This is a genomic window from Micromonospora sp. NPDC050686 (assembly GCF_040654475.1).
In the GTDB taxonomy this organism is placed as follows: Bacteria; Actinomycetota; Actinomycetes; order Mycobacteriales; family Micromonosporaceae; genus Micromonospora.
This window is the reverse complement of the sequence record NZ_JBFAID010000001.1, coordinates 179,863-206,253: the sequence shown is the minus strand read 5'-3', so window position 1 is coordinate 206,253 and position 26,391 is coordinate 179,863. Positions and strand designations below refer to the sequence as shown.

Sequence of the window (26,391 nt, the reverse complement as noted above, 5' to 3'; positions counted from 1 at the left end):
ATCGGCGGAGCCTTCCCGCAACCGTACCCGGTGCCGGCCCCGCCGACATCCCACCCCGCCCCTCCGGTTTGCCGGGCGCCCGCATCCGCCGCCCCTACCGGCGGGCCGCGCCGGCCGACGCGGCCCGCCCCTCGGCGGTGCCCGCCGCCGGGCCCTCCCCGGCGCGGTCGGGCCCGTGGATCTGCTCGCCGAGCAGCCGCAGCGCCTCGATCACCGCCGCGGAGCGGATGTGATCCCGGCCGCCGTCCAGGTCCAGCCGGCGTACGGTGCTGCCATCGGGCCCGGCCGTGGCCACGTAGACCAGCCCGACCGGCTTGCCGTCCTGCGGCTCCGGCCCGGCCACCCCGGTGGTGGCGAGCCCCCAGTCGGCTCCGCACCGGCGGCGCCCGCCCTCGGCGAGCGCCACGGCGACATCCGGGTCCACCGGCCCGCGCTCGGCGAGCAGGTCGTCCGGCACGCCGGCCAGCTCCGCCTTCAGCTCGGTCGCGTAGGTGACCAGGCCGCCCCGGTAGACGCCGCTCACCCCGGCGATCTCCACGATCGCGGCGGCGAGCAGGCCGCCGGTGAGCGACTCGACCGTGGCCAGCGTCTCGTGCCGCTCCACCAGGCTGTGCACCACGCCGGCCGCTGGGCTGCCGGCGGGTCGTCGGTGGTTCGCGTCCGTACCCATGACCGATTCCCGTCCCTTCCCCGCTGCCGCTGCCCTACTCATCTTGGCAGCCGGCGCGGCCCCGGATCAGGCGACCGGCCGGCGCAGGCGGAGCGCCTGGACGATGTAGTCGAAACCGGTGGCCACGGTGACCAGCACCGCGGCCCCCATGATCCACGGCCCGACCGGGACCAGGGCGGCCGGCATCGGCCACAGGTACCAGACGATCGCGAGGACCTGGAGCGCCGTCTTGATCTTGCCGCCGCGGCTGGCGGCGATCACGCCGTGCCGGATCACCCAGAACCGCAGCGCGGTGATGCCCAGTTCGCGGGCCAGGATCACCACGGTCACCCACCAGGGCAGGACGTCGTGCAGCGAGAGCAGCACCAGCGCGGCGCCGGTGAGCGCCTTGTCGGCGATCGGGTCGGCCACCTTGCCGACCGAGGTGACCAGGCCGAACCGGCGGGCGATCCAGCCGTCCACCAGGTCGGTGAACGAGGCCACGACGAAGACCAGGCAGGCCGTGATCCGCCAGCCCGGGTGACTCATCGTGGAGACGGCCACCAGCGCCACGAAGACCGGCACCAGCACCAGCCGCAGCAGGGTGAGCCCGTTGGCCGCGTTGAACACCGGCACCGGGGACACGGCGGAGTCCGTCGCCCCGGTCATCGGCGCACCCTCGCCCGGCCGCCGTGGCGAATCCGGCACCGCACCACCTGGCTCCCCCGCTCTGTCCGGGCCCGCCGTCACCGCGTCGCGCCGGGCGCCGCCGAGATCATCTCATCCGGCACCGCCACCAGGTCGACGCCCTCGGTGGCGGTGACCGTCGCGCGGACCAGGTCACCCGGGCGCAGCGCGGCCAGGTCGACCCCGCCGCCCACCGGGGCGACCAGCGTGGTCGAGCCGTCCACCTCCGGCGCCTGGTGCGCCGCCCGGCCCTCCACCACGCCGTCGGCGACCGAGTCGACCAGCACCTCGACCGTCGCGCCGAGTCGCTCCTCGGCCCGCTGCGAGCAGAGTTCGTCGGCGAGCGCGGCGAGCCGGTCGTACCGGCGTTTCACGGTGGCGGCGGAGACCTTGCCGGGCAACCCGGCGGCCTCCGTGCCGTCCTCGTCGCTGTAGTCGAACACGCCGATCGCGTCCAGCCGCGCCTCGGTCAGGAACCGGACCAGCTCGGCCACGTCCTGCTTCGTCTCGCCCGGAAAGCCGACGATGAAGTTGCTCCGGGCCCCGGCCGCCGGGGCCAGCGCCCGGGCCGAGGCGAGCAGCTCCAGGAACCGGTCGGTCGAGCCGAACCGGCGCATCCGGCGCAGCACCGGCTCGCTGGAGTGCTGGAACGACAGGTCGAAGTACGGCGCCACGCCGGGCGTGGTGGCGATCACCTCGACCAGGCCGGGCCGGGTCTCGGCGGGCTGAAGGTAGCTGGCCCGCACCCGCACGATCCCGTCGATCGCGGCGAGCTGCGGCAACAGCTTCTCCAGCGCCCGCGGGTCGCCCAGGTCCTTGCCGTACGACGTCGAGTTCTCGCTGACCAGCACCAGCTCGCGGACGCCGGTCTTGGCCAGCCACTCCGCCTCGGCCAGCAGCTCGTCCGGGGTACGCGAGACGAACGCCCCGCGGAACGCCGGGATGGCGCAGAACGCGCAGCGCCGGTCACAGCCGCTGGCCAGCTTCAGCGAGGCCACCGGCCCGGTGTCCAGCCGGCGCCGCAGCACCTGCCGCAGGTGCGCCGGGGTGTGCTCGTCGGCCTGCGGGGCGACCCGGGTGGGGGTGCCGTGCCCGGGCAGCGACACGGCGGCGTCCCGCCGCTTGACCGGGGTCAGCGGCAGCAGCTCACGCCGGTCGCGCGGGGTGTGCGCGTCGATCGCCTCGCCGGCCACCACGGCGTCCAGCCGGGCCGCGATGTCCGGGTAGTCGTCGAAGCTCAGCACCGCCTGCGCCTCGGGGAGGCTGTCGGCGAGTTCCCGGCCGTACCGCTCGGCCATGCAGCCGGCGGCGACCACCTTGGCGCCGGTGTCGGCCGCGGCCAGCAGCGTCTGGATCGAGTCCTGCTTGGCCTTTTCCACGAAGCCGCAGGTGTTCACGACCACCACGTCGGCGCCCTCGCCGTCGGTGGTGACCTGCCAGCCGTCGGCGTGCAACCGGGCGGCGAGCTCCTCCGAGTCGACCTCGTTACGGGCGCAGCCCAGGGTCAGCAGGGCGACGCGGCGGCCGTCGGGGGTGGCAGGGGAGGTGGCAGACACCATCCGAGCGTACCGGCCCGCCCCGCGCACCCCGCGAGGCCCGGGTGCAAGGCGCGGCCCCCGCTCAACGCTTTCGGTAGCGGCGGGGCCCCCGCTTGACACTTTGGGCGCGGGCGGCGCGGCGGCGGGTCAGCGCGCCGGGGCGGTGCGGCGGGCCAGCCGGTCGAGCAGGAAGACCTCCGTGCCGGCCAGGCCGGTGGAGCAGAAGAGGGAGATCTGGTCCGCGCCGGTCCGGCCCGGCACCGCCCCCGCCAGCACCGCGCCCAGGTCGCGCAACCGCCCGGCGTACGGCTCGACGGCGGCCAGCATCGGCGGGGCGTACCCGGCCGCCTGCGCGGGCGAGTCGGTGACCAGCAGGTCGGCGGCGTCCAGCAGGTCGGGGCCGAACTCGTGCCGGTCGATCTGCTTGAAGCCGACGGCGTTGACGTGGGTGCCCGGGGCGAGGTCGGCGGCCGCCAGCACCGGGGTGACGCTGGTGGTGGCGAGCACCACCACGTCCCGGTCCCGGACCGCCTCGGCGGCCGAGCCCACCGCGTGGGCCGGCACCCCCAACTCCGACCGGACCCGGGCGGCGAACGCCTCCCGGCGCGCCGCCGAGCGGCTGTGCACGGTCACCTCGCGCAGCGGGCGGACCGCGGCGGCGGCCCAGACCTGGGTCCACGCCTGCCGGCCGGAGCCGACCACGCCGAGGGTCGCCGCGTCCGGGCGGGCCAGCGCGTCCACCGCCACCCCGCCCAGTCCCCCGGTACGCCGGGAGCCCAGTTCCTCGCCCACCGCGATGGCCCGTACCGCCCCGCTGCGGGCGTCGTGCAGCACGACCAGCTGCTCGCCGTACGGGTGCCCGAACGTGTCGTACGAGCGGAAGCCGTACCACTCGCCGGCGAGGTGACCGGCGGTGAGCACCATCCGGCCCCCGCCCAGCGGGGCGGAGGCGCGGGGCGGGGCGATCAGCCGGCCCTCGTACGCGGCGAGCAGGGCGTCGCGCATGGCGGCCACGGCGAGCGGGGCGTCGACCGCGACGGTGACGTCCTCATCGGAGAGGAACAGGGTCATGCCGACCATGGTGCAACCTGAAGTTCGCGTTAACTCCACCCGTGGTGGGCTTCGTCACCGCCCCGAGGCGCGCGGCGGTGCTAGCGTCGAGTCGGCGGCTGTGGCCGCCCCGGACGAGTGGTGGCGTACCCGGTCAGGCCAAGACGCCCCGGTGTGACCACCCGTCCCGGCCCCGGTGGCCGGGCCCGTCCTGTCAGGGGTGAGCCGTCATGGCCTGGATCGTGCTGGTGCTCTCCGGACTGCTGGAGACCGTGTGGGCGATCGCCCTGGCCCGCAGCGCCGGCTTCAGCCGCCCGGTCCCCTCCGCCGTCTTCGGCGTCTCGTTGGTGGCCAGCATGGCCGGCCTGGCGTACGCGCTGCGGGACATCCCGGTCGGCACCGGCTACGTGGTCTGGGTCGGCATCGGCGCGGTGGGCACCGCGCTGGTCGGCATGCTGGCCCTGGGCGAGCCGGCCAGCCTGCCGCGGATCGCCTGCCTGGCGCTGGTGGTGGCCGGGGTGGTCGGGCTCAAGCTGTTCCACTGAGTCCGGTCCGGGCCCCGGTGGGGTGTATCGGAACGGATGCGTAGCGCGAGGCCGCAGTGGGTAGTGATCGCCCCGACCCACCATCACAAGGCTCTCGATTCACGGAGGACGTCATGGCCGACATGCACACCACCGCCCGCCCGCGCAGCAACGCCGCCCGGATCTGCACCATCGTGGGCTTCGTCTTCGCGGCGCTCGCGATCTTCGTGTCCCCGCTCATCTTCGGCGTGCTCGGCGTGATCCTGGGCGTTGTCGGCGCCGTCCTCGGCGACAAGCCGCTGGGCTGGTACGCCGCCGCCGCGAGCGTGGTCGGCGCGGTGATCGGCATCGCCCTGGCCGCCGCGATCCTGAACAACTGAGCGGCACCGAACTCCGCGAGGGCCCGCCGGGAACCCGGCGGGCCCTCGCGCTGGTCGTCACTCGCCGGCGCCGCGCAGGCCGGCCAGGACCTCCGCCAACTCGTCCGGCTTGACCAGCACGTCGCGGGCCTTGGAGCCCTCGGACGGACCGACCACGCCCCGGGTCTCCATCAGGTCCATCAGCCGGCCCGCCTTGGCGAAGCCGACCCGCAGCTTGCGCTGGAGCATCGAGGTCGAGCCGAACTGGGAGGTGACCACCAGCTCGACGGCCTGCACGAGCAGGTCGAGGTCGTCGCCGATGTCCTCGTCGATCTTCTTCTTGCTGTCCTGCGCCACGGTCAGCACGTCCGAGCGGAACTCCGGCTCGCGCTGGTCCTTGCAGAACTTCACCACATCGGCGATCTCGCGCTCGGTCACCCAGGCGCCCTGGATCCGGATCGGCTTCGACGCGCCCATCGGTAGGAAGAGCCCGTCACCGCGGCCGAGCAGCTTCTCCGCGCCGGGCTGGTCGAGGATGACCCGGGAGTCCGCCAGCGATGAGGTGGCGAACGCCAGCCGGGACGGCACGTTCGCCTTGATCAGGCCGGTCACCACGTCGACCGAGGGACGCTGGGTGGCCAGCACCAGGTGGATGCCGGCGGCCCGGGCCAGCTGGGTGATCCGGACGATGGAGTCCTCCACGTCGCGCGGCGCGACCATCATCAGGTCGGCCAGCTCGTCCACGATCACCAGCAGGTACGGGTACGGGCGCAGCTCCCGCTCGCTGCCCGGCGGGGCCTTGATCTCGCCGTTGCGCACCTTGCGGTTGAAGTCGTCGATGTGCCGGACCCCGTTGGCGGCGAGGTCGTCGTAGCGCATGTCCATCTCGCGGACGACCCACTCCAACGAGTCGGCCGCCTTCTTGGCGTTGGTCACGATCGGCGTGACCAGGTGCGGGATGCCCTCGTAGCCGGTCATCTCGACCCGCTTCGGGTCGATCAGCAGCAGCCGCACCTCGTCCGGCGTGGCCCGGGTCAAAATGGACACAAGCAATGAATTCAGGCAACTAGATTTGCCGGCGCCGGTGGCCCCCGCGATGAGAATGTGCGGCATCTTCGCGAGGTTGGCCACCACGAAGCCGCCCTCGATGTCCTTGCCGAGCGCCGCCACCATCGGGTGGTGATCGCTGGTGGCGGCCCGCGAACGCAGTACGTCGCCCAGGGAGACGTTCTCCGGGTCGGTGTTCGGGATTTCCACGCCCACCGCGCTCTTGCCCGGGATGGGGCTGAGGATCCGTACGTCCGGCGACTTCACCGCGTACGCGATGTTGCGGGAGAGCTGGGTGATCCGCTCGACCTTGACGCCCGGGCCCAGCTCGACCTCGTAGCGGGTGACCGTGGGACCGCGGGTGAAGCCGGTGACCGCGGCATCCACGTCGAACTGGTCGAACACGCCGGTCAGCGCGGCGATCACCTGGTCGTTGGCCTTGCTGCGGGTCTTCGGCGCGGCGCCACTGCCGAGGATGTTCGCCGGCGGCAGCGTGTAGTCACCGGCGAGGCCGGTGAGCGCGAGCTGCTCGGCCCGGGTGGGCAGCGGCGAGTGCTCCGGCGGCTCCGCTGGCTTGCGGCTGGCCGGGACCCGCTTGCGGGGCAGCGGCATGGTGTCCTGGAGGTCGATCTCGTCGGCGGGGACGCCGTCGGCGTCGTCCAGGTCGACCGGGGGCGGCAGCCGCTTGGCCGGGCGGCGGCGGGCCGGCTTCTCGGCCGGCTCGGCCGGCTCGGCGCCGTCCGTCCCGTCCGGGGCGACAAGCGTGCCGGCCAGCATGCCGAGCCGCTCGGGGATCTTGTTGATCGGGGTGGCGGTGACCACCAGCAGGCCGAAGAGCAGCAGCAGGATCAGCAGCGGCATCGCGACCCAGGCGGTGATCGCCCCCGCCAGCAGGTCACCGACGCCGGCGCCGATCAGGCCGCCCGCGTAGTCCCGCTGCACCTGGTCCACCGGGTGCTGCCCGATGTGCAGCATCGCGGCGGTGGCGACCAGCATGGAGCCCCAGCCGACCAGGCCGCGACCGCGGTGCTCCGGGTCGGCGTCGGCGCGCATCAGCCGCCAGGCGCCGATCATCAGCAGCACCGGGACCACCACGGCGATGGCGCCCAGAAAGAGCCGTACCGTGTCGGCCAGCCGGGCGCCGAGCGGGCCCGCGCCGGAGAACCAGATCGCCACCGCGCTGAGGATGGCGAGGCCGAACAGGAGCAGCCCGGCACCGTCGCGGCGGTGCTCCGGGTCCAGGTCCCGGGCGGACGCGGCCTGCCGGCCGGCGGCCCGCACCGCCCAGCCCACGCCGTGGGCCAGCCCCATCCACAGTGCGCCGACCGCGCGTCCGACGTAGACGGCCGGCCCCGGCCGGGCCGCCGGCCGCCGCCGGGCGTTGGCCCGGGTGGCCTTCTTCGCGGGGGTGCGGGCACGGCTGTTCGTGTTGCGCGACGACGCGCCGCGCCGCCGGCTCGCCTGAGAGGTACGGCCCGCCATAGAGTCACCGTAGCGGCGGCACCCGGTGGATCGCCGCTATCCGGGTCGTGTCCGCGTGTCGCAGCACGGTTTGCGCCGTCCGTTGTGTTATTCGCCTCAGAAGGGGTGCCCGATGGCCTCTCCGGAGATCGACGGCCCCCTGGGCGGGCCGGTCCGGGCGTTGCGTCCGCTGACCCGGCAGCTGCTCGCCGCCGTGCTCGAAGCCCGGGGATACGTCGTGTCGGCCGACGCCGACGGTGACCTGGTCGGCCGCTGGGACGACAGCCTGATCTGGTTCCTGCGCCTCGGCGACGCCGGTGAGCTGCTCCAGGTCCGCACCGTGGCCGCCGCGGCCTTCCCGATCGAACGGGTCCCCGACCTGTACGCGTTCTGCAACGCCTGGAACCACGACCGGCTCTGGCCCAAGGCGTACGTGCACGTCGGCGACGACGGCCGGGCGGTGGTCTGCGGTGAGACCGTCACCGACCTGGAGGCCGGTGTGACGCCGCACCAGCTCGGCCAGTTGCTGGACCGGGGCATCAGCACCGGCTGCCAGCTGGCGGCGGCGGTCGACGCGCTGCCGGGCGGGACCCGCCCGTGATCCCGCCCCGGGACCGGGGACTCGTCGCGGCGCTGGCCGACGCCCGCGACCAGCCGGACGGGCCGGGCCGGCAGGCCGCGCTGGACCGCCTCGCCACCCGGGCCGACGCGCAGGGCGACCCCCGTACCGCCCTGGCGGCCCGGTTCGCGCTGATCGAGACCCATCTGCACCACGGCGAGTGGTGGCGGCTGCCCGACCTGGTGCGCCGCTGCCTGGCGGCCGTCGACGGAGCGCCCGGGCTGCTCGGCGGCGGGCCCGGCGACGGCGACCCGCTGCGCCGCTACCAGCGGTCCGCGATCGAGGGCACGTTCGGCACCCCGCGCGCCGACCTGGACGCGGCCCGGTCCCTGCTGGACGACCTGGCCCGGCGCTCCGAACCGGATTCCGCGCTGGTCGCCGAGCTGCGCTGCCGGCTCGCCGACCACCTCGGCGACGAGCCGACCGCCCGCCGGGAGTACGCCCGGTGGCGGCGGCACCGCTCGGGCGCCGCGCGGCTGCCCGCGGGGCCGGACCGGCCGGCCACCGACCCGGCCGCGGGCTGCCCGGCCTGCGCCCTGGTCCGCCAGGCGCAACTGGTGGCCGGCTGGGGTGATCCGGCCGGGGCGCTGGACACGCTGCGGCCGGTGCTCGACGGCGAGGTGCACTGCGTCGACCAGCCCGAGCAGGCCCTGACGGTGGGGCTGCTGCCGTGGCTGCGCGCCGGCGAGGCGCAGCGGGCGGCGCGGGCCCACGTGCGGGCGTACCGGCGGCACCGGCGGGAGCGGGGCGGGCTGCCGCACCTCGCCGCCCACCTACGGTTCTGCGCGCTCGGCGGGCACCTGGAGCGGGGGCTGGACATCCTCGCCGAGCAGCTTCCCCGGCTGCCCGGCAGCCCCGACGACCTGGTGGCGATGGAGTTCGCCGCGGCGGGCGCGCTGCTGTGCGGGCTGGCGGTCGAGGCGGGCCTGGACGGCCGGCGGCTGCCCGGGGCCGGCGGGCGGCCGGGCGTCGAGGTGGACGTGGCCACGCTCGGCGCCCAGCTGGCCGCCCGGGCCGCCCGGCTGGCCGGCAGCTTCGACGCCCGTAACGGCACCGGCCACCAGTCCGGGCGGATCGCCGCCTGGCTGGCCGAACGGCCGCTCGCCGCCCCGGTGCCGCTGCCCGCCGAGGACCCGGCCGGGGACCTGCACCCGGACGACGAGCCGGACGAGCCGGACGAGCCGGACGGGACCGGGGTGGCGCCGCTGAGCCTGGGGATGATCGGCGCCGCGCTGGACCGCCGGGGTGACGACTGGACCTCCGACGGCGCCACCGTGACCGGGCGGTGGGGGGCGGCGACGATCCGGTTCCGGCCGGCCGGTCCGGGCGGGGAGGTCCTGCACGCCCGGGTGGTCGCCGACCGGCGGCTGGCGGCGGACCGGCGGGCCGAGGCGTACGCGTTCTGCAACGCCTGGAACCACGACCGGCTGCTGCCCAAGGCGTACGTGCACGAGCACGACGGCGAGCTGGTGCTGGCCGGTGACGTCACCGTCGACCTGGCGTACGGGGTGGCCCCGGCGCAACTGGTCGTGCTGCTCACCGCCACCGTGACCACCGGGACGGGGTACGCGGAGGCGGTCGCCGCGCTGCCCTGAGCGGGAGCTGTCAGCCTGCCGACAGCGGGTGTCCTGCAACCCACCGGCGTGGCCAGGAGTGTTCTTTTCGTTCACGCACACACGACCCAACCCGCGGGGAGCCCTCATGTTCCGCTCAATACTGACCGGAGCCGTCGCCGTCGCGGCGCTCGCCTGCGCCACCCCCGCGCTGGCCGCGCCCGCCCCGGCCAGCGCGGAACCCACCCCGGCCGCCACCACGTCGGCGAGTCCCGTCGCCGCGGCGACGGCGACCGCCATCCCGGCCGACGCCCCGATCCAGGCCCTGCCGGACCTGGTCTTCCTCAGCGGCGATCCGTGGAGCCCGACGGACGATCTCGGCGTGACCGTCCGCAACACCGGCTCGACGCCGGCCCGCGGCTGGTTCCTGGTGCAGGTGCCGACGACGCTGGCCATCGGCACGGGCGACGCCGACTGTCGGGCGTTGCCCGGCGAAGGCGATCATCGGGCGCTGTGCGGCGGGAAGGTGCTGACGGCCGGCGGCTCGCGGACGTACCACCTGAAGCTCCGGTCGACGGCCCGGACGCCGATCTTCGATCGATCCGACTGGGGCGCGGTGACCGGACGCACCGACTCCGGGGTGTCCGGGCTGAAGCGGGAGTTCCGGATCAACTGGCCGTCCCGGACGGCGCTGCGGCTGACCGGCACGGTCGGCCCGCAGGCCGGCGCCACGGTGACCGTCACCGTGCGGGTCACCAACCTCGGTGACTTCGCGGTCAGCGCCTACTCGCTGCTGCTGCGGACCGACTCGAACCTGCTCACGCCGTCCTGTCGTCGACCCAGCCGGGAGGGCGACAGCTGCGAGATCTACCGCGAGGCCAAGCTGGCGGCCGGCGCCACGGACACCGTCCGGCTGCGCTTCAGGCCCACCTCCGGCATGGGTACGCTGCGCCTCCAGCTCGCCCCCGCGCAGCGCTACACCAACCGGGACACCACCCTGACCCTGACCCTGCCGGTCGCCGGCGGCCCTTCCGCCGGCCCCTCGGCCAGCCCTTCCGCCGGCCCCTCGGCCAGCCCTTCCGCGAGCCCGAGCCCTCGCCTCACCACGGCTCCCGGCCAGGCGGCCGGCGGCGGCACCGGGGACGAGCTGGCCAGAACCGGCGCGAACGTCACCACGTACGCCCTGATCGGCGGCGGCCTGGTGGCGCTGGGCGGCGCGCTGCTGCTGCTGCTGCGTCGCCGCCTCGCGGCCTGACCGCCACCGCTGCCCCGCGCCGAGCGGACCCGGCGCGGCCCCCGGCCACCGGGCGGTGGTGGTCGCCGGGCCGCGATCCGCAGCCGGGTTCCGGCTGGACCTGCACCCGGCCGGCGGCGATCCGGTCGGAGCGGCTCACCTGGCCGATGCACTCGGTAGCGTCGTCGGCGGCCGGCGGGGTGCTGGCCGGTGGGGCGGTGGCGTCGCCGCCGGCCGGCGGGTCGGCGGACGGGGCCGGGCCGTTCGCGGTCACCAGGGCACGTCGGCCGGACCGGAGTACGGGGCCGGACGCCGATCGGTTGAGGAGTGCCCGGGCGATTTCGGCGGTGCGTGTCGGGGCGTACCCGGAGGCGACGACGCCGGCCCACCGCGGACGGTGGACCGGCGTGCGCGGCGGAGGCTCAGACCTCGACGACCGTCGGGACGATCATCGGCCGGCGCCGGTACGCGTCGTTGACCCAGCGCCCCACGGTGCGCCGGACGATCTGCTGGAGCTGGTGCGGATCGGTGATGCCGTCCGCCGCGGCCCGGTTCAGCGCCTCGGTGACCAGCGGGATCACCGGGGCGAACGCCTCCGGGTCCTCGGAGAAGCCCTTCGCCGAGAGGGTCGGGCCGCCGACCACCTTGCCGGTGACCGAATCGACCACCACGGTGGTGGCGATGAAGCCGCCGTCGCCGAGGATCCGCCGCTCGGTCAGCAGCGACTCGCTGACGTCGCCGACGGCGAGCCCGTCGACGTAGACGTAGCGGCTCTTCACGTGCCCGACCAGGCTGGCCCGGCCCTCGACCAGGTCGACCACGTCGCCGTCCTCGCAGAGCACCACCCGGTCCGACGCGACGCCGGACTCGATGCCGAGCCGCGCGTGGGCGCGCAGGTGCCGCCACTCGCCGTGCACCGGCATCAGGTTGCTCGGCCGGGTCACGTTGAGCAGGTAGAGCAGCTCCCCGGCGGGGGCGTGCCCGGAGACGTGCACCTTGGCCACGTCCTTGTGCACCACCACCGCGCCGGCCCGGGCCAGCCGGTTGATCACCCGGTAGACGGAGGTCTCGTTGCCGGGCACCAGCGAGCTGGCCAGGACCACCGTGTCGCCGGGGGCGATGGTGATGTGCCGGTGGTCGCCGCTGGCCATCCGGCCCAGCGCGCTCATCGGCTCGCCCTGCGACCCGGTGGACATCAGCACGATCTGCTCGGGCGGCAGCGCGGTCGCCTCCTCCAGCCCGACCACCAGGCCCGGCGGGATGTTCAGCAGGCCGAGGTCGCGCGCGATGCCCATGTTGCGGACCATCGAGCGGCCGATCAGCGCCACCTTGCGGCCGTGCTCGGCCGCCGAGTCGAACACCTGCTGCACCCGGTGCACGTGCGAGGCGAACGAGGCGACGATGATCCGGCCGCGCGCCTTGGCGAAGATCGAGTCGAGCACCGGCCCGATCTCCCGCTCCGGGGTGACGAAGCCGGGGATCTCCGCGTTGGTCGAGTCGGAGAGCAGCAGGTCGACGCCCTCGGCGCCGAGCCGGGCGAAGCCGGCCAGGTCGGTGATCCGGCCGTCCAGCGGGAGCTGGTCCATCTTGAAGTCGCCGGTGTGCAGCACCAGGCCGGCCCCGGTCCGGATGGCCACCGCGAGGGCGTCCGGGATCGAGTGGTTGACCGCGAAGAACTCGCACTCGAACGGGCCGAGCCGCTCCCGGCCGCCCTCCCGCACGGTCAGCGTGTACGGCTGGATCCGCCGCTCGGCCAGCTTCGCCTCGACCAGGGCCAGGGTGAACTGGGAGCCGACCAGCGGGATGTCCGGCTTGTGGGCGAGCAGGTACGGCACCGCGCCGATGTGGTCCTCGTGCCCGTGGGTGAGCACGATCGCCTGCACGTCGCCGAGCCGGTCCAGGATCGGCCCGAAGTCGGGCAGGATCAGGTCCACGCCGGGCTGCTCGACGTCGGGGAAGAGCACCCCGCAGTCGACGATCAGCAGCTTGCCGCCGTACTCGAAGACGGTCATGTTCCGGCCGATGGCGCCGAGTCCGCCGAGCGGAATGATCCGCAGGCCGCCCTCCGGCAGCGGCGGGGGGAATTCAGCCTCGATGTGCGCCTCGGTCACGCGTCCACCTCATTCTGCGACGCCGTCACGCGGCGTCCGTCGTGTCGTTTGATCATTCAGGAAGTGCCAGGCCCGCCGCGGCGCAGTCGGCGCGCAGCTGGGCCAGTTCGTCCGCGGTGGCGTCCACCAGGGGTGGGCGCACCGGGCCGGACGGCAGCCCGAGGGCGGCCAGTCCCGCCTTCACCAGGATGATGCCCTGGGTGCGGAAGATGCCGGTGTACAGCGGCAGCAGCCGCTGGTGCAGGGCGAGCGCCCCGGCGCTGTCCCCGAGCTCGTACGCCTCGATCATCCGCAGCGTGTCCAGGCCGCTGAAGTGAGTGGAGGTGCCCACCACGCCTACCGCGCCGACCGCCAGCAGCGGCAGGGTCAGCGCGTCCTCACCGCTGTAGACCGCCAGCTCGCTGCGGCTGGTCACCCAGGAGGTGGCGGCCAGGTCGCCCTTGGCGTCCTTGAGCGCGACGATCCGGTCGTGCTCGGCGAGGCGCAGCAGGGTGTCGGTGCCGATCGCCACCCCGGCCCGGCCGGGGATGTCGTACAGCATGATCGGCAGCCCGGCGGCGTCGGCGACGGCCGTGAAGTGCCGCAACAGCCCGCTCTGCGGCGGCTTGTTGTAATACGGAGTGACCACCAGCAGCCCGTGCGCGCCAGCCTTCTCGGCGGCGGCGGCCAGCTCGATGGTGTGCCGGGTGTCGTTGGTGCCGACCCCGGCCACCACCTGCGCCCGGTCGCCGACCGCCTCCACCACCGTACGGATCAGGCACTCCTTCTCCGCGTCGGTCGTGGTGGGCGACTCGCCGGTGGTGCCGTTGATCACCAGCGCGTCGTTGCCCTGCTCGTCGACGAGGTGGGCGGCGAGCAGGGCGGCGCCGTCGAGGTCGAGCGAACCGTCGGCCGTGAACGGGGTCGCCATCGCCGTGATCACTCGTCCGAACGGGCGCGACACGCCTCGTTGCGGGGCGGCAGGGTGGTCGTGCGTCATGTCATCAACCTAGCGGACGACCGTCGGGCGGCCGGTGGGGAAGGTTCAGGAGTCACTCGGCGTGCGGGCTGGCCGCCACCTCGGAGCCGTCGGGAAGCTTGGAGATCACGAAGTCGGCGAAGACGTTCGGCGCCACCCGTGAGAGCTGGCGCAGGCACTCCACGGCCAGCTCGCGGATCTCCACGTCGGCGTGCTCGGTGGCGCGCATCTTGACGAAGTGCCGCCAGGCCCGGTAGTTGCCGGTGACCACGATCCGGGTCTCGGTGGCGTTGGGCAGCACCGCCCGGGCCGCCTGCCGGGCCTGCTTGCGGCGCAGCGTCGGGTTGGGCTCGTCGGTGAAGCGGGCCTCCAGGCCCTCCAGCAGCTCGTTGTACGCCCGGACCGCTGCCTCGGTCGCCTCGACGAACTTCTTGTGCAGCTCCGGGTCGTCGGCGATCACCCCCGGCTCGACCATCGCCGCGTCCCGCTCCGGCACGTACCGCTGGGAGAGCTGGGAGTACGAGAAGTGCCGGTGCCGGATCAGCTCGTGGGTGAAGGACCGGGAGACGCCGGAGAAGTAGAAGCTCACCGAGCCGTGCTCCAGCACCGACAGGTGACCGACGTCCAGGATGTGCGCCAGGTAGCCGGCGTTCGTCGCGGTAGCCGGGTTCGGCTTCTTCCAGGACTGGTAGCAGGCCCGGCCGGCGAACTCCGCGAGGGCCTGACCACCCTCCGCGTCGGTCGACCACGGCACCTCGTCGGGCGCCTGGAACTGGGTCCACGCGATCAACTTGACCTGGGGCTGCACCATCTCCGGCATTCCTGCGACTGTAGTAGCCCGGGTCCCGCCGGGGAAACCTGGGCACGCCGCCGTGAAAACGCCCACGTCCGCCCGGGGCGGGGGTCAGACGTAGAGGGCGGTGAACGGGGCCCAGGGCAGATTGCGGGCCACCGAGAAGACCAGCCACCCGACCAGGAAGCCGGCGATCACCCGGTTGTCGAGCCGCAGCTGCGGCAGGCGCCAGCCGAACGCCTGTTTCCCGGCCCAGGCCACGAAGAGGTACGCCAGGAAGGGCAGCGCGAAGACGAAGACGAAGTGGTGCCGCGCGGCGGCCGGCAGGTCGGCGTGCAGCACATACCAGAGGGCGCGGGTGCCGCCGCAGCCCGGGCAGTCCAGCCCGGTGGTGAGCTTGAGCAGGCAGCTCGGCGGCGCGTCCGGGTCGCTGCGGGTGGGGTCGCTGAGCACGGCGTACGCCATGCCCATGCCGACGCAGGCGAGCGCCCCCAGCGGCAGCGCCCAGCGCGGCGCGCGGTCGTGCAGCCGGAGCACGAAGCGGGTGAACCGGTCCGGCTCGGGGACCGGATACGGGTACGGGTACGACCAGTCGGCCGGTGCGGCGGGCGGGCCGTGCGGGGTCTGTTCCTCCGCGGGTACGGCCGGCCGGTCAACGCTGGTCACGCGCTCACCGTACACCGGCCACGCCCGCCAGGGCGGCGGCCAGCGGGACCGCCAGGTCCCCGGCCACCGGCGGGGCTACCGCGTCCAGGCCGAGCCAGCCGGCGAGCCGGTACAGCTCGGCGGCGAGCGCCATCGCGGTCTCCCCCGGGTCGGCGCCCGGCTCCACCCAGGCGGCCGGCACCAGCAGCACGCCGGCCTTCCGGTCGGCCTTCAGGTCGACCCGGGCGGTGAACCGGTCGCCCTGGAGGAACGGCAGCACGTAGTAGCCGTGCACCCGCTGCGGGGCCGGCACGTAGATCTCGATCCGGTACGTGAAGCCGAACAGCCGCTCGGTGCGGGCCCGCTCCCAGACCAGCGGGTCGAACGGGCTGACCAGGGTGTTGCCGCGCACCCAGCGGGGCAGCCGGGCCTGGGCGTGCAGGTACGCCGGCTGCCGCCAGCCGGCGACGGTGACCGGGGCCAGCTCGCCCGCCTCGACCAACTCGGCGATCGCCCGCCGGGCGCCGGCCAGCGGCAGCCGGAAGTAGTCGCGCAACTCCGGCTCGGCCGCCACCCCGAGCGCGCGGGCGGCGATCCCGACCAGCGCGCGGTGCGCGTCGGCCTCGGTGGGGGTGGGGGCGTCGAGCACGGCCGGGGGCAGCACCCGCTCCGGCAGGTCGTAGCGGCGGGCGAAGGAGGTGGTGCGCTCGGCGGCGGTCACCTCGCCCGCCCAGAACAGGTATTCCAGCGCGCGCTTGACCGCCGACCAGTTCCAGCCCCAGTTGCCGGTCTCCCGGGGCGCGTCGTGCTCGATCTCGGCGGCGGTCAGCGGCCCCCGGGCGGCCACCTCGGCGCGGACCCAGGCGACCAGCTCCGGCTGGTCCTGGGCCACCCGGCGCATCCAGCCCCAGGCCTCGTCCCGGGCCCGGGCCATCCGCCAGCGCAGCGCCGGGTGCAGCCCGACCGGCACCAGCGACGCCTCGTGCCCCCAGTATTCGAAGAGCTCCCGGGGACGGCGGTAGGCGGCGGTGTCCAGCAGCGTGGTCGGGTACGGTCCGAGCCGGCTGTACAGCGGCAGGTAGTGCGCGCGTTGCAGGACGTTCACCGAGTCCATCTGGATCAACCCGACCCGGTCCAGCACCCGGCGCAGGTGCCGGCGGGTGGGCGCGCCGGCGGGCGCCGGGTCCGCGAAGCCCTGGGCGGCCAACGCCACCCGCCGGGCCTGGGCGAGCGACAGCGATTCCGGTACGGCCATGGTCGGGCACCCTAATCCATGGGTACGACGTCGGAGCGGGATGCTGGACGGCAGGCCCATCGAGGCATAGAACGGACAGATGCTCACCATCCGCTGCGAGGAGCCCGACGACGCGGAGGCGGTCGCCCGCGTACACATCCACGGCTGGCAGGCCGGCTACGCCGGGATCATGCCGGACGAGGTGCTGCGCCGGCTCAACCCGGTGGCCTGGGCGCAGCGCCGACGGGACCTGGGCACCGCCGACCCGGAGCACCCGTTCAGCACCCTGCTCGCCGAGGCCGACGGGGCGGTGGTCGGCTTCGCCACGTTCGGGCCGTACCGCAACAACCAGGACCGGGCCGACCTGGACCTGACCCGCGGCGAGATCGTGGGGCTGTACGTCGAGCCGGCGTACTGGGGCGCCGGGACCGGGCCGGCGCTGCTGGCCCGCGCCCGGGCCGGCCTGGCCGGCCGGGGCTGGACCGACTACCGGGTCTGGGTGCTGGCCACGGCCCACCGGGCCCGCCGGTTCTTCCAGCGGGCCGGGCTGTCACCCGACGGTGAGCGGTCCACCTATCCGGTGCCGCTGGCCGGTGGCCGGCCCCCGGTCGGCCTGGTCGAGCTGCGCTACGCCGGCCGGCTCGGCGGCTGACGGGGCGGCCGGGCCACCGCCCCCGGCCGGGCCCGCACCCCCGGCCGGGCCGGACCGCGCCCGCTCGGGGCGGACCGGCAGCAGCAGGAGCAACGCGATGCTGACCCAGACGTAGACGTTGCTGCCCAGGAAGCCGTCCAGGCCGGCGAAATCCTCCTCCCACGTCCAGACGATCCGGCTGATCAACAGGGCGTACGCGACGGCGGCGAAGGCCAGCAGGGCACGGCGCCGGCGGCTGCCCGCCGGGGCGGCCGTCGCGTCGTCCACCAGCAGGATCAGCGCGGGGATCAACCAGACCAGGTGGTGCACCCAGGTCACCGGGCTGACCAGGCACATCACCACGCCGGTGAGGGCGAAGCCGGCGGCCTCGTCGCCGGCTGCCACAGCGGTACGGGACCGGCGGGCCCAGATGGCCAGCGCGGCGAGCACCAGCGCCAGCCAGAGCAGGGTGCTGGGGTGCTCCGGGTCGAGCCGGGCCACCACGCCGCGCAGCGACTGGTTGGAGATGAACGCCAGCTCGCCGACCCGGTCGGTGTTCCACAGCGCCGCGGTCCAGAACTCGCGGGAGGCGTCCGGGAAGAGCGCGCCGGCGAGCAGGGTCGCCGCGGCGGCGGTGACGGAGGCGGTGAACGCCGCCCGCCAGCGCCGGGTGACCAGCAGGTAGACGATGAAGATGCCCGGGGTCAGCTTGATCGCGGTGGCCAGCCCGACGCCCAACCCGGCCCACCGGCTGCCCCGGGGCAGCAGCCGCAGCAGGTCCGCGCCGACCAGGAACAGCAGCAGCATGTTGACCTGGCCGAAGTTGACCGTCTCGCGCATCGGCTCGAACGCGGCGGCCAGGCAGAGCACCACCGCGAGGGCGAACCAGCGGGTCCACCCCTGCCGGCGGGCGACCGGGTCGACCAGCCACCAGATCAGCACGGCGCTGACCACCACGCTGGCCGCCACGCTCACCGCCACCGCCGCCGGCCACGACAGGTACGCCATCGGGAGCATGACCAGGGCGGCGAACGGCGGGTAGGTGAAGCCGTACTGGGTCATCGGCTTGAGGTAGTCGTAGATCTGGCCGCCGTCGTGCGCCCAGTAGCGCAAGGCGCCGTAGTAGACCCGCAGGTCGAAGAAGCCGTGCCGGGCGGCGAAGACCTCGACGAACCCAGCCACCGCGGCGGCGAGCGCGGCCACCGCGAAGACCTGCCGGAACGTCCGCGCGGCACCCTGCGACACCACCGTCTCCACCGCCCTGCGTAGGCTCACGTGCCATGGCTTCGGGGTACGTCCGCCCGGCGCGTCCAGAGGACGCCGGCGAAATCGCACGCATCCAGCTCGCGACCTGGCGGGTCGCCTATCGCCGGATCCTGCCCCGGCACGTGCTCGACAACCTGGACGAGGGGTGGCTCGCCCGGCGGTGGAGCGCCGCGGTGCAGGAGCCGCCCTCGGGCGCCCACCGGGTGCTGGTCGCCGTCGAGCAGGCCGAGCAATCGTATCTGGTGGGGTTCATCGCGGCCGGTCCGGTCGACGCGGAGGCGCTCGCCCCGGGCGAGCCGGCGGAGGCGCTGGGGGCGGGCACGGTGGCGGTGACCGACCTGCTCGTCGAGCCCCGCTGGGGCCGGCGCGGGCACGGCAGCCGGCTGCTCGCCGCCGCCGTCGACCACTGGCGCACCGACGGTCTCACCCGCGCGGTGGCCTGGACCTTCGACGGCGACGAGGCGACCCGCAAGTTCCTCACCAGCACCGGTTGGGAGCCGGACGGCGCGGCCCGGGCGCTGGACGTCGACGACATGCTCGTCCCCCAGCTCCGGTGGCACGTCACGGTCCCCACCGGCCCGCCCGCCGCCGACTGATCGGGCCTGCCGGGGCGCGTGGTCAGGTGGCGAGCAGCCGGATCTCGCAGCGGAGGCCGCTGACCTTGGCCAGCCGGCCGTCACCGGTCACCAGCGGGCAGCCGAGCAGCTCCGCCGCCGCCGCATAGGCCGCGTCGTACGCGGTGACGTTGCCGCGCAACTGCCACATCCGGTCCAGTAGCAGCGGAATGCCGACCTCGTCGATGACGAATGTGGGAAGCGTGTCGACGGCCTCCTGGGCCCGGGCGAGGCCGAGTTTCCCACCGAGGACCTTGCCCCCGATCACCGACATGACCTCGACCAGAAGATGGCTCGGCGCGGCCCAGTGCGGGTCGCCGCTCAGCTCCGCCCGCGCCGCGTCACCCAGCGGCCCATCGTCGACCAGGGCATCCGCCAGCACGGACGCGTCCACGACCATCACCCGGCGTCCCCCCACGACCCGCGCTGTTCACGCTGCTCCGCCAGCTCGGCGGCGGTCTCCCCCGGCAGGGAACGCGCGCCGTCCGATCGGCCGGCGAATCGATCGAGGACCGCGGTGTTGCGCAGCCGCCGGGCCTGGGTTTCCACCAGCTCCAGCAGGTACGCCTGGAGCGACTGCCCGCGTGCCCTGGCCTGGGCCGCCAGGGCGTCCCGTACCTCCTCCGGCACGTCCCGAATCTGCAGAGCAACCATGCATTCATTATGCATGCGGCGGCCGCTCCCCGGGACGGAACGGCCCCGGCGGCCGGTGGCGGGGCGGGCCGGCCCGCCACCGGCGGCTCAGCCCTTGTCCGCGCCCTCGTTGGCGCCCCGCACGAAGTAGCGCTGGAAGATCATGAAGAGCACGGCCACCGGGATGGTGGCCAGCAGCGCCGCCCCGAGCTTCAACGGATACTGGGTGCCCTTGCCCAGCGAGCCACTGACCAGGTCGGCCAGGCCGCGGGGCAGGGTGAACAGGTGCGGGTCCTGCACCGAGACCAGGCTGTGCGGAAACTCGTTCCAGGAGCCCTGGAACGACAGGATGGTCAGGGTGATCAGCGCCGGCCTCGCCATCGGCAGCACCACCGACCAGAAGGTGCGGAAGGCGCTCGCCCCGTCGATCCGGGCCGCCTCCTCGACGCTGGCCGGGATCGACTCGAAGAACTGTTTCATGATGAAGACGCCCGCCGCGTCGGCGATCAGCGGCACGATCAGCCCGGCGTAGCTGTTGTAGATGCCGAGCTGGTTGAGCACCAGGAACTTCGGGATCAGCAGCACCACGCCGGGCACCGCCATCACCGCGATGACGGCGGCGAAGAGCCCGGCGCGCCCGCGGAACCGCAGCCGGGCCAGGGCGTAGCCGGCCAGCGAGTCGAAGAACACCCGGCCCAGCGTGACCAGCACCGTGACCAGCAGCGAGTTGCCCAGCCAGAGCGGGAAGTTGGTGCCGGCGAAGATCCGCTCGAAGCCGGCGAAGGTCAGCGGGTCGGGGATCGGCGACAGCGGGTTCGCCGCCGCCCCCTCCTGCGTCTTGAGCGAGTTGCCGAGCTGGATGACGAACGGATAGAGGAAGAAGAGCGCGAAGAAGACCAGGACGGCGTACCCGAGGAAGCGGTTGACCAGGGTGCGGGTGCCGCGGCCCCGGCGCCGGGCGGCCGCCGCCGGCCGTTCGGTGAGCACGGCCATGTCAGGACCCCTCCCCCGTGCGCCGCCACCACCGGCGCCGGGGCTCGTCCCGGTCGACCGTGATCCGGCGCTGCACCAGCGTGAGCAGGATGATGATCAGGAAGAGCACGAACGAGATCGCCGCGCCGGAGCCGTAGTCGAAGTCCCGGAACGCCGTCCGGTACGACAGGTAGGCCGGGGTGAGCGTGGTCTTGGCCGGCTCGCCCTGGCTCATCACGTACACCTGGTCGAAGACCTGCCAGGAACCGATCAGGCCGAGGGTGAGCACCAGGAACGTGGTGGGCTTGATCATCGGCAGGGTGACGTGCCGGAACCGCTGCCAGCGGGTCGCACCGTCCAGCGTGCTCGCCTCGTCCAGCGCCACCGGCACGTTCTGCAGCGCGGCCAAATACATCAGCATGAAGGTGCCCGACGTGGTCCAGACCACCAGGCAGATGATGGAGACCATGCCGATGCTCGGCCCGGCGAGCCAGTCCCACCAGGTCAGCCCGAACGGACCGCCGTCGGTGAGCGCGACGGGCGGGCTGTCGACGCCGACGGCCCCGAGCAGCAGGTGCAGCACGCCCCGGGCGTCGGAGAACCACTGTGGCCCGTCCACGCCGAGCAGACCGAGCAGCTGGTTCACCGCACCGGAGTTGGCGAAGAGGAACAGGAAGACCACGCTGATCGCCACCGAGCTGGTGACCGAGGGGAAGTAGAAGGCGCTGCGGAAGAAGCCCTTCCCCTTGAGCATCCGGTTGTTGACCACCAGGGCGAGGCCCAGGGCCAGCACGGTCTGCGTCGGCACCACGATCGCCACGTAGTAGATGTTGTTCCGGATGCTGGTCATGAAGTCCCGGCGGGCCAGCCCCTCCTCGGTGAACAGCCGGGTGTAGTTGTCCGCACCGACGAACGGCACCTTCGCGGTGAACGGGCTGCCCTGGCCGTTCCAGTCGGTCAGGCTCACCCAGAGCGCCATCAGGATCGGCAGCAGCACGAAGAGACCGACGATCACGATCACCGGCGCCACGAAGAGCCAGCCGGTGACGTTCTCGTTGCCGCGGATGCCGCCCCGGCGGCGCGGCGGCCGGGCCGGCGTGGTGGCCGGCGCGGCGAGCGCGTCCGTCGCCATGAAACCTCCTCCCTTCGGTCGGAGGTGGAAGGAGGGGCCCCCGCTTAACACCCGTCTGTCAATAAGGGGCCCCGCCTAACACCTCAGCCGCCGAGTGCCGCCTTGGCGTTGCTGTCGAAGTTCGCCAGCACCTTCTTCGGGTCGCCGCCGGTCAGGGCCTGCAGGCCGGCGTCCAGGTCACCGAGGACGCTGTCCATCTTCGGCGCGTTCACCGGGCCCTGCGCGTACGCGGCGCCGTCGATGAACGGCTTGTCGGCGGGGAACTCGCCGGTGTACTGCGCCTGGACGGACTGCCGGGACGGCATCACGCCGAACGCCTTGGCGAAGGTCATCTGCTGCTCGCCGGCGGTCATCGCCTCGACGAACTTGATCGCCTGCTCCTTGAACTTCGACTTGGCGGCGATGCCCCAGCAGTTGGTGAAGGAGAGGGTGCCCTTGCCCTTCGGGCCGGCGGGCAGCTCCACGACCTTGTACTTGACGTTCGGGAAGTCGTTCTGCAGGGCGCCCTTGATCCAGTTACCCTCGATGGTCATCACGGCCTTGCCCTTGCCGAAGGCCTCACCGGACCAGCCGGCGTCGAGCTGCTTGGGGTAGCGGGCGTAGCCGTCGGTGAGCAGCTTCTTGACGTACGTGAGTGCCTCGACGTTCTCCGGGGTGTCGGCGGTGGGCTGCTTGCCGTCCTTGCTGATCAGCCAGCCGCCGTTCTGCACCATGAACGCGCCGATCCGGTCCCGGGTGTCGCCGAGCGCGAGTGGCACCAGGCCCTTGGCCTTGATCTTCTGGCTGGTGGCGGTGAGCTGGTCCCAGGTGGTCGGCACGTCGGCGTCGGTCAGCCCGGCCTTCGCCCACAGGTCGGTGTTGATCTGCAGCGCCAGGGTGGAGAAGTCCTTCGGCGCGCAGTAGAACTTGCCGTCGTAGGAGAACGCGTCGCGCAGGCTCTGGTGGAAGTCGTCCGGGTTGCTGATCTTGTCGCCGTACGGCTCCAGGGCGCCCACGCTCGCGTAGTCGGCGAACCGGCTGGCGTCGACGTAGAACACGTCCGGCGGGGTGCCGCCGGCGAGCGCCTGGCCGAGCTGCTGGACGAGGTCCTGGGCCGGGGTGACGGTGGCCTGGTTGCCGGAGGAGGAGGCCCACTTCGCGGCCGCGTCCTGCACCGCCTTGGTCTCCGCGTCGCCGGAGGAACCGATCAGGATCTGCAGGTTGGCCGGGCCGCTGGACTGCTGGGCGCCGCCCGACGAGTCGTCGTCGAAGCCGCTGCCGCAGGCGGCCGAACCGAGCAGCGCGACGGAGGCCAGGCCGGCGAGCGCCGCCCGGGCGAGGTATCGAGGTGCCATCTGTTCTCCTGGTGGGGATACGGGGGAAACGGGGGGATCACGCGGTGTGCCGCAGCACCAGCGAGGGTGCGAGCAGCACGGGGGCCAACGCCCGCCGCGGTTCGTCGAGCACCGCGGTGAGCAGGTCGACGCAGCGGGCGGCGGCGTCGCCGAGAGGTTGGCTGACACTGGTGAGCCCGATCGCCGCGGCGACCGGGGTGTCGTCGAAGCCGATCACCGACGCGGCCCGGCCGGCGGTCCGCGCGGCCTGGAGCGCGCCGAGCGCGAGGGAGTCGCTGGCGCAGACCAGGGCGGTCGGCGGGTGCGGGGCGTCGAGCAGGTCACGGGCGACGACCTCGCCCTCGGCGATGCCGTCGACCGTCTCCCGGGCCAGCCCGGCCGGGTCGACCCCGGCCGCGCGCAGCGCCTCCCGCCAGCCGGACCGCCGGTCGTCGCCGACCCCGGAGCCGGCCGGCCAGCCGAGCCAGCCGATCCGCCGATGGCCGGCGGCGAGCAGGTGCCGGGTGGCCTCGCCGGTGCCGGCCGCGCCGTCCACGTCGACCCAGCAGTACGCGCCCAGGTCGTCCCACGGCCGGCCGAACGTCACGAACGGCACGCCGCGGGCGGCCAGCCAGGCGGTACGGGGATCGCCGTGGTCGGTGCCGGTGAGCACGAAGCCGTCCAGGTCGTACGAGCCGAGCAGGTCGTCGTAGGTGTCGATCTCCCGCTGGGCGTCGGTGGCGGTGTAGAGCAGGGTCCGGTAGCCGGCCGCCTCGGCGGTCTCGGTGAGGCCGTGCAGGAAGCGGTCGAGCACCGAGCCGTTGATCCCGTCGCGGGTGGGCTCGATGCGTACCGCGATGAGCCGGGAGCGGCCGGTGCGCATCTGGCGGGCGGCCTGGTTGGCCCGGTAGCCGAGGGTGTCGATGGCCTCCTGGACCCGCTGGCGGGTCTCCTCGCGCACGATGTGCGGCGCGTTCAGCACGTTGGACACCGTCTGCCGACTGACCTGGGCGTGCCGGGCCACCGTAGCGATGGTCACCTTTTCGGCCACTTGATCCCTCTCGCGGTCTTGAACGATCCAATTTGGATAAGGCAGGATTGGATCGTTCAAGTTTCTGGAATGTTTCGCACTCTGCACCGGCCCGGACAGCTTGTCAAGATGCCGTCCACCCCCTCACAGGATCTGGAGTCGAAGTCGTGACCGAACCCCACCTGCAACCCCTGCTGCACGATCTGGTCGGGGTGCTGCTCGCCCCCACCAGCGCGCTGGGTGACCGGGCCGGGCAGATCCGCCCCACCGGTGTCCAGGGCGTCTTCCACGCCGACGCCCGGGTGCTGGCCCGGGCCGAGCTGCGCGTGGACGACCGGGAACCGGAGGCGCTCACCCACGGCCCCGCCGGGCCGCACGGCGCCCGGTTCGTCGGGCTCGCCCGGTGGCTGGGCGACCCCGGCCCCGACCCGACCGTCCGGATCGAGCGGATCCGCCGGGCCGGTCCACGCGGGCTCGACGAGGAGGTACGCGTCGTCTCCACCGCCGCCGCGCCCGTACGGGCCACGGTCAGCATCGACCTCGGCTGCGACCTGGCGCCCGTCGAGCGGGTCAAGACAGGGCTGCCGGCCACCCCGCGGGCGGCCACGGCCGGCCGACCCGGCGAGCTGACCTGGAGCGCCGACGGCATCACGGTGACCGTGGCGGGTGACGGCGCGACGGCCGACGCCGGCGGGGAGCGGGCCACCGCCCCCCGGCTCAGCTGGCCGGTGGAGCTGCCCGCCCGAGGCGCGTTGACGCTGCGCTGGCGACTGCGGGTGGACGACCCGCGGGCGGTGGTGGCCACCCCGCCCGGCGAGCCGGACTGGGCCCGCCCCGAGGTACGCGCGGACGACCGGCGGATCGTCCGGCTGCTCGACCGGTCCCTCGACGACCTGCGCGGGCTGCGGCTCACCGACACCGCCGGGGACGGCCGGGACGTGTTCCTGGGCGCCGGGGTGCCCTGGTTCCTCACCCTGTTCGGTCGGGACAGCCTCTGGGCGGCCCGGATGATGCTGCCGCTGGGCACCGGCCTGGCCGCCGGGACGCTGCGCGTACTGGCCCGCCGGCAGGGCGTCCGGGCCGACCCGGCCAGCGGGGAGGCGCCCGGCAAGATCCTGCACGAGCTGCGCCGCGGCGAGTTCAGCCCCGGCGGGGGGATGCGGCTGCCGCCGGCGTACTACGGCACGGTCGACGCCACCATGCTCTGGGTGGCACTGCTGCACGACGCCTGGCGTTGGGGCCTGCCGGCCGAGCAGGTGGAGCCGCTGCTGCCGTACCTGGAGGCGGCGCTGGGCTGGCTCGGTGAGCACGCCGACGCCGACGGCGACGGCCTGATCGAGTACGTCGACACCACCGGCCACGGCCTGGCCAACCAGGGCTGGAAGGACTCCGGCGACTCCATCCGCTTCCGCGACGCCCGGCTCGCCGCGCCGCCGATCGTGCTGGCCGAGGTGCAGGGGTACGCCCACCAGGCGGCGGTGAACGGCGCCGACCTGCTCGACGCGTTCGGCCGGCCCGGCGCCGACCGCTGGCGCGGGTATGCCGACCGGCTCGCGGCCACCTTCCGGGAGCGGTTCTGGGTCGACGGCGGCCCGGACGGCCCCCGCCCGGCGCTGGCCCTGGACCGGGACAAGCGCCCCGTCGACTCGCTGACCAGCAACATCGGTCACCTGCTCGGCACCGGCCTGCTCGACGGGGCGGAGGAGGCGCGGGTGGCGGAGCTGCTCGCCGGGCCGGCGCTCGCGGGCGGCTTCGGGCTGCGCACCATGTCCACCGACGACGCCGGGTTCAGCCCGCTGTCGTACCACTGCGGGTCGATCTGGGCGCACGACACCGCGATCGTGCTGGCCGGGCTGGCCCGGGCCGGCTTCCGGGAGGCCGCGCTCGGCCTGGCCGAAGGGCTGCTCGGCGCGGCCGAGGCGTTCGACTACCGCCTCCCCGAGCTGTACGGCGGTGACGACCGGGACCTGCTCGGCCGGCCGGTGCCGTACCCGGCGGCCTGCCGGCCGCAGGCCTGGTCCGCGGCGGCGGCGGTGCTGCTGGTGCAGGCCGGCGCGGGCCTGCACCCCGACGTGCCGAACGGCCGGGTGGCCCTGCGCCCGCTGGCCGGGCCGGAGCTGGGCGCGCTGCGGGTGCGGGGCCTGCGGGTGGCCGACACGGAGGTGACCGTCGAGATCGACCACACGGGCCGCCCCACGGTCTCCGGCCTCCCCAGCTCCCTCACGGTCGACACCCCCACCGTCCCCACCCAGCGCACCGCCGTCCCGGCGCGCGGCACCCCGCCACGCACACGGTGATCATGGAGTTGGCGGCGAAGTCGATCGCCGAAACCGCCGCC

25 protein-coding genes and 1 riboswitch are annotated in these 26,391 nt (G+C 74.1%); of the genes, 8 read left to right on the top strand and 17 right to left on the bottom strand.

Going from position 1 to position 26,391, the window contains the following annotated elements; all coding sequences use genetic code 11:
- Positions 1–94 precede the first annotated feature (94 nt).
- From AB0H57_RS00965 to AB0H57_RS00950, 4 genes are all read right to left on the bottom strand, one after another.
- A complete protein-coding gene (locus tag AB0H57_RS00965) occupies positions 95–670 on the bottom strand; it encodes a CinA family protein (RefSeq protein WP_357501411.1) in 576 nt (191 codons plus the stop codon).
- 66 nt (positions 671–736) lie between these two features.
- Entirely contained in the window at positions 737–1,318 is a 582-nt protein-coding gene (pgsA, locus tag AB0H57_RS00960; RefSeq protein WP_357501410.1) for a CDP-diacylglycerol--glycerol-3-phosphate 3-phosphatidyltransferase, read from the bottom strand.
- A 77-nt stretch (positions 1,319–1,395) separates the two neighbouring features.
- Complete coding sequence (gene rimO, locus AB0H57_RS00955) at positions 1,396–2,895, bottom strand: 30S ribosomal protein S12 methylthiotransferase RimO (protein ID WP_357501409.1); 1,500 nt, start codon at positions 2,893–2,895, stop codon at positions 1,396–1,398.
- A gap of 126 nt (positions 2,896–3,021) precedes the next feature.
- A complete protein-coding gene (locus AB0H57_RS00950) occupies positions 3,022–3,945 on the bottom strand; it encodes an ornithine cyclodeaminase family protein (protein WP_357501408.1) in 924 nt (307 codons plus the stop codon).
- 90 nt (positions 3,946–4,035) lie between these two features.
- Positions 4,036–4,098: riboswitch (guanidine-III (ykkC-III) riboswitch) on the top strand.
- Positions 4,099–4,154: 56 nt separating this feature from the next.
- On the opposite strand from AB0H57_RS00950, the gene AB0H57_RS00945 reads away from it, so the two are divergent.
- A complete protein-coding gene (locus tag AB0H57_RS00945; protein ID WP_357501407.1) occupies positions 4,155–4,469 on the top strand; it encodes an SMR family transporter in 315 nt (104 codons plus the stop codon).
- A 113-nt stretch (positions 4,470–4,582) separates the two neighbouring features.
- Positions 4,583–4,828, top strand: coding sequence for a hypothetical protein (locus AB0H57_RS00940; protein WP_357501406.1), 246 nt, complete (start codon positions 4,583–4,585; stop codon positions 4,826–4,828).
- A gap of 57 nt (positions 4,829–4,885) precedes the next feature.
- Here AB0H57_RS00940 and AB0H57_RS00935 read toward each other — a convergent pair whose 3' ends face one another.
- Positions 4,886–7,336, bottom strand: a complete 2,451-nt coding sequence (locus AB0H57_RS00935; protein WP_357501405.1) for a DNA translocase FtsK — start codon at positions 7,334–7,336, stop codon at positions 4,886–4,888.
- 112 nt (positions 7,337–7,448) lie between these two features.
- On the opposite strand from AB0H57_RS00935, the gene AB0H57_RS00930 reads away from it, so the two are divergent.
- The 3 genes from AB0H57_RS00930 to AB0H57_RS00920 all read left to right on the top strand — a co-directional run bounded on the left by AB0H57_RS00930 (position 7,449) and on the right by AB0H57_RS00920 (position 10,742).
- Positions 7,449–7,916 carry a YbjN domain-containing protein gene (locus AB0H57_RS00930; RefSeq protein WP_357501404.1) on the top strand — a complete coding sequence of 156 codons (468 nt, stop codon included), beginning with the start codon at positions 7,449–7,451 and terminating at the stop codon, positions 7,914–7,916.
- Positions 7,913–9,529, top strand: coding sequence for a YbjN domain-containing protein (locus tag AB0H57_RS00925; protein WP_357501403.1), 1,617 nt, complete (start codon positions 7,913–7,915; stop codon positions 9,527–9,529). Before AB0H57_RS00930 ends, AB0H57_RS00925 begins: the two co-directional genes overlap by 4 nt.
- Before the next feature lie 106 nt (positions 9,530–9,635).
- On the top strand, positions 9,636–10,742 hold the full coding sequence (locus AB0H57_RS00920) for an LPXTG cell wall anchor domain-containing protein (RefSeq protein ID WP_357501402.1): 1,107 nt from the start codon (positions 9,636–9,638) through the stop codon (positions 10,740–10,742).
- 401 nt (positions 10,743–11,143) lie between these two features.
- Here AB0H57_RS00920 and AB0H57_RS00915 read toward each other — a convergent pair whose 3' ends face one another.
- From AB0H57_RS00915 to AB0H57_RS00895, 5 genes are all read right to left on the bottom strand, one after another.
- Positions 11,144–12,832: a ribonuclease J gene (locus tag AB0H57_RS00915; protein ID WP_357501401.1), complete on the bottom strand. Its 1,689-nt coding sequence runs from the start codon at positions 12,830–12,832 to the stop codon at positions 11,144–11,146.
- A gap of 52 nt (positions 12,833–12,884) precedes the next feature.
- Positions 12,885–13,811 (bottom strand): 4-hydroxy-tetrahydrodipicolinate synthase, encoded by a 927-nt coding sequence (dapA, locus tag AB0H57_RS00910; RefSeq protein ID WP_357501400.1) that lies wholly within the window; start codon positions 13,809–13,811, stop codon positions 12,885–12,887.
- A 52-nt stretch (positions 13,812–13,863) separates the two neighbouring features.
- The gene (gene thyX / locus AB0H57_RS00905; RefSeq protein ID WP_357501689.1) at positions 13,864–14,601 is read right to left on the bottom strand and encodes an FAD-dependent thymidylate synthase; all 738 of its coding nucleotides are present in this window, start codon (positions 14,599–14,601) and stop codon (positions 13,864–13,866) included.
- A 93-nt stretch (positions 14,602–14,694) separates the two neighbouring features.
- Positions 14,695–15,249, bottom strand: a complete 555-nt coding sequence (locus AB0H57_RS00900; RefSeq protein WP_357501399.1) for a DUF2752 domain-containing protein — start codon at positions 15,247–15,249, stop codon at positions 14,695–14,697.
- Between the two features lie 4 nt (positions 15,250–15,253).
- Positions 15,254–16,483, bottom strand: coding sequence for a crosslink repair DNA glycosylase YcaQ family protein (locus AB0H57_RS00895; protein ID WP_357501398.1), 1,230 nt, complete (start codon positions 16,481–16,483; stop codon positions 15,254–15,256).
- A gap of 79 nt (positions 16,484–16,562) precedes the next feature.
- On the opposite strand from AB0H57_RS00895, the gene AB0H57_RS00890 reads away from it, so the two are divergent.
- Complete coding sequence (locus AB0H57_RS00890; protein ID WP_357501397.1) at positions 16,563–17,114, top strand: GNAT family N-acetyltransferase; 552 nt, start codon at positions 16,563–16,565, stop codon at positions 17,112–17,114.
- Here the strand turns inward: AB0H57_RS00890 and AB0H57_RS00885 are convergent.
- Positions 17,013–18,338 carry a glycosyltransferase 87 family protein gene (locus tag AB0H57_RS00885; RefSeq protein WP_357501687.1) on the bottom strand — a complete coding sequence of 442 codons (1,326 nt, stop codon included), beginning with the start codon at positions 18,336–18,338 and terminating at the stop codon, positions 17,013–17,015. The two genes, AB0H57_RS00890 and AB0H57_RS00885, sit on opposite strands and share 102 nt — an antisense overlap.
- Before the next feature lie 35 nt (positions 18,339–18,373).
- Between AB0H57_RS00885 and AB0H57_RS00880 the strand changes: the two genes are divergently transcribed.
- The gene (locus AB0H57_RS00880) at positions 18,374–18,955 is read left to right on the top strand and encodes a GNAT family N-acetyltransferase (protein ID WP_357501396.1); all 582 of its coding nucleotides are present in this window, start codon (positions 18,374–18,376) and stop codon (positions 18,953–18,955) included.
- Positions 18,956–18,977: 22 nt separating this feature from the next.
- On the opposite strand, the gene AB0H57_RS00875 is transcribed toward AB0H57_RS00880, so the two are convergent.
- The 6 genes from AB0H57_RS00875 to AB0H57_RS00850 all read right to left on the bottom strand — a co-directional run bounded on the left by AB0H57_RS00875 (position 18,978) and on the right by AB0H57_RS00850 (position 24,074).
- Positions 18,978–19,391 carry a type II toxin-antitoxin system VapC family toxin gene (locus tag AB0H57_RS00875; protein WP_357501395.1) on the bottom strand — a complete coding sequence of 138 codons (414 nt, stop codon included), beginning with the start codon at positions 19,389–19,391 and terminating at the stop codon, positions 18,978–18,980.
- Positions 19,373–19,627, bottom strand: a complete 255-nt coding sequence (locus AB0H57_RS00870) for a hypothetical protein (protein ID WP_357501394.1) — start codon at positions 19,625–19,627, stop codon at positions 19,373–19,375. The genes AB0H57_RS00875 and AB0H57_RS00870 overlap by 19 nt, the downstream gene beginning before the upstream one ends.
- Positions 19,628–19,714: 87 nt before the next feature.
- A complete protein-coding gene (locus tag AB0H57_RS00865) occupies positions 19,715–20,599 on the bottom strand; it encodes a carbohydrate ABC transporter permease (protein ID WP_357501393.1) in 885 nt (294 codons plus the stop codon).
- 1 nt (position 20,600) lies between these two features.
- On the bottom strand, positions 20,601–21,710 hold the full coding sequence (locus AB0H57_RS00860) for a sugar ABC transporter permease (RefSeq protein ID WP_357501392.1): 1,110 nt from the start codon (positions 21,708–21,710) through the stop codon (positions 20,601–20,603).
- An 83-nt stretch (positions 21,711–21,793) separates the two neighbouring features.
- Positions 21,794–23,044 carry an extracellular solute-binding protein gene (locus AB0H57_RS00855; RefSeq protein WP_357501391.1) on the bottom strand — a complete coding sequence of 417 codons (1,251 nt, stop codon included), beginning with the start codon at positions 23,042–23,044 and terminating at the stop codon, positions 21,794–21,796.
- 37 nt (positions 23,045–23,081) lie between these two features.
- The gene (locus AB0H57_RS00850; RefSeq protein ID WP_357501390.1) at positions 23,082–24,074 is read right to left on the bottom strand and encodes a LacI family DNA-binding transcriptional regulator; all 993 of its coding nucleotides are present in this window, start codon (positions 24,072–24,074) and stop codon (positions 23,082–23,084) included.
- A gap of 146 nt (positions 24,075–24,220) precedes the next feature.
- On the opposite strand from AB0H57_RS00850, the gene AB0H57_RS00845 reads away from it, so the two are divergent.
- Positions 24,221–26,350, top strand: coding sequence for a glycogen debranching N-terminal domain-containing protein (locus tag AB0H57_RS00845; RefSeq protein WP_357501389.1), 2,130 nt, complete (start codon positions 24,221–24,223; stop codon positions 26,348–26,350).
- Positions 26,351–26,391: the final 41 nt, after the last annotated feature.

Coding starts and splice junctions, on each gene's coding strand:
- pgsA (WP_357501410.1), bottom strand. CDS start 1,318: ATGACCGGGGCGACGGACTCCGCCGTGTCCCCGGTGCCGGTGTTCAAC.
- AB0H57_RS00855 (WP_357501391.1), bottom strand. CDS start 23,044: ATGGCACCTCGATACCTCGCCCGGGCGGCGCTCGCCGGCCTGGCCTCC.
- AB0H57_RS00865 (WP_357501393.1), bottom strand. CDS start 20,599: ATGGCCGTGCTCACCGAACGGCCGGCGGCGGCCGCCCGGCGCCGGGGC.
- AB0H57_RS00940 (WP_357501406.1), top strand. CDS start 4,583: ATGGCCGACATGCACACCACCGCCCGCCCGCGCAGCAACGCCGCCCGG.
- AB0H57_RS00950 (WP_357501408.1), bottom strand. CDS start 3,945: ATGACCCTGTTCCTCTCCGATGAGGACGTCACCGTCGCGGTCGACGCC.
- AB0H57_RS00880 (WP_357501396.1), top strand. CDS start 18,374: ATGGCTTCGGGGTACGTCCGCCCGGCGCGTCCAGAGGACGCCGGCGAA.
- AB0H57_RS00965 (WP_357501411.1), bottom strand. CDS start 670: ATGGGTACGGACGCGAACCACCGACGACCCGCCGGCAGCCCAGCGGCC.
- AB0H57_RS00895 (WP_357501398.1), bottom strand. CDS start 16,483: ATGGCCGTACCGGAATCGCTGTCGCTCGCCCAGGCCCGGCGGGTGGCG.
- AB0H57_RS00860 (WP_357501392.1), bottom strand. CDS start 21,710: ATGGCGACGGACGCGCTCGCCGCGCCGGCCACCACGCCGGCCCGGCCG.
- AB0H57_RS00930 (WP_357501404.1), top strand. CDS start 7,449: ATGGCCTCTCCGGAGATCGACGGCCCCCTGGGCGGGCCGGTCCGGGCG.
- AB0H57_RS00935 (WP_357501405.1), bottom strand. CDS start 7,336: ATGGCGGGCCGTACCTCTCAGGCGAGCCGGCGGCGCGGCGCGTCGTCG.
- dapA (WP_357501400.1), bottom strand. CDS start 13,811: ATGACGCACGACCACCCTGCCGCCCCGCAACGAGGCGTGTCGCGCCCG.
- thyX (WP_357501689.1), bottom strand. CDS start 14,601: ATGGTGCAGCCCCAGGTCAAGTTGATCGCGTGGACCCAGTTCCAGGCG.
- AB0H57_RS00890 (WP_357501397.1), top strand. CDS start 16,563: ATGCTCACCATCCGCTGCGAGGAGCCCGACGACGCGGAGGCGGTCGCC.
- AB0H57_RS00870 (WP_357501394.1), bottom strand. CDS start 19,627: ATGGTTGCTCTGCAGATTCGGGACGTGCCGGAGGAGGTACGGGACGCC.
- AB0H57_RS00945 (WP_357501407.1), top strand. CDS start 4,155: ATGGCCTGGATCGTGCTGGTGCTCTCCGGACTGCTGGAGACCGTGTGG.
- rimO (WP_357501409.1), bottom strand. CDS start 2,895: ATGGTGTCTGCCACCTCCCCTGCCACCCCCGACGGCCGCCGCGTCGCC.
- AB0H57_RS00920 (WP_357501402.1), top strand. CDS start 9,636: ATGTTCCGCTCAATACTGACCGGAGCCGTCGCCGTCGCGGCGCTCGCC.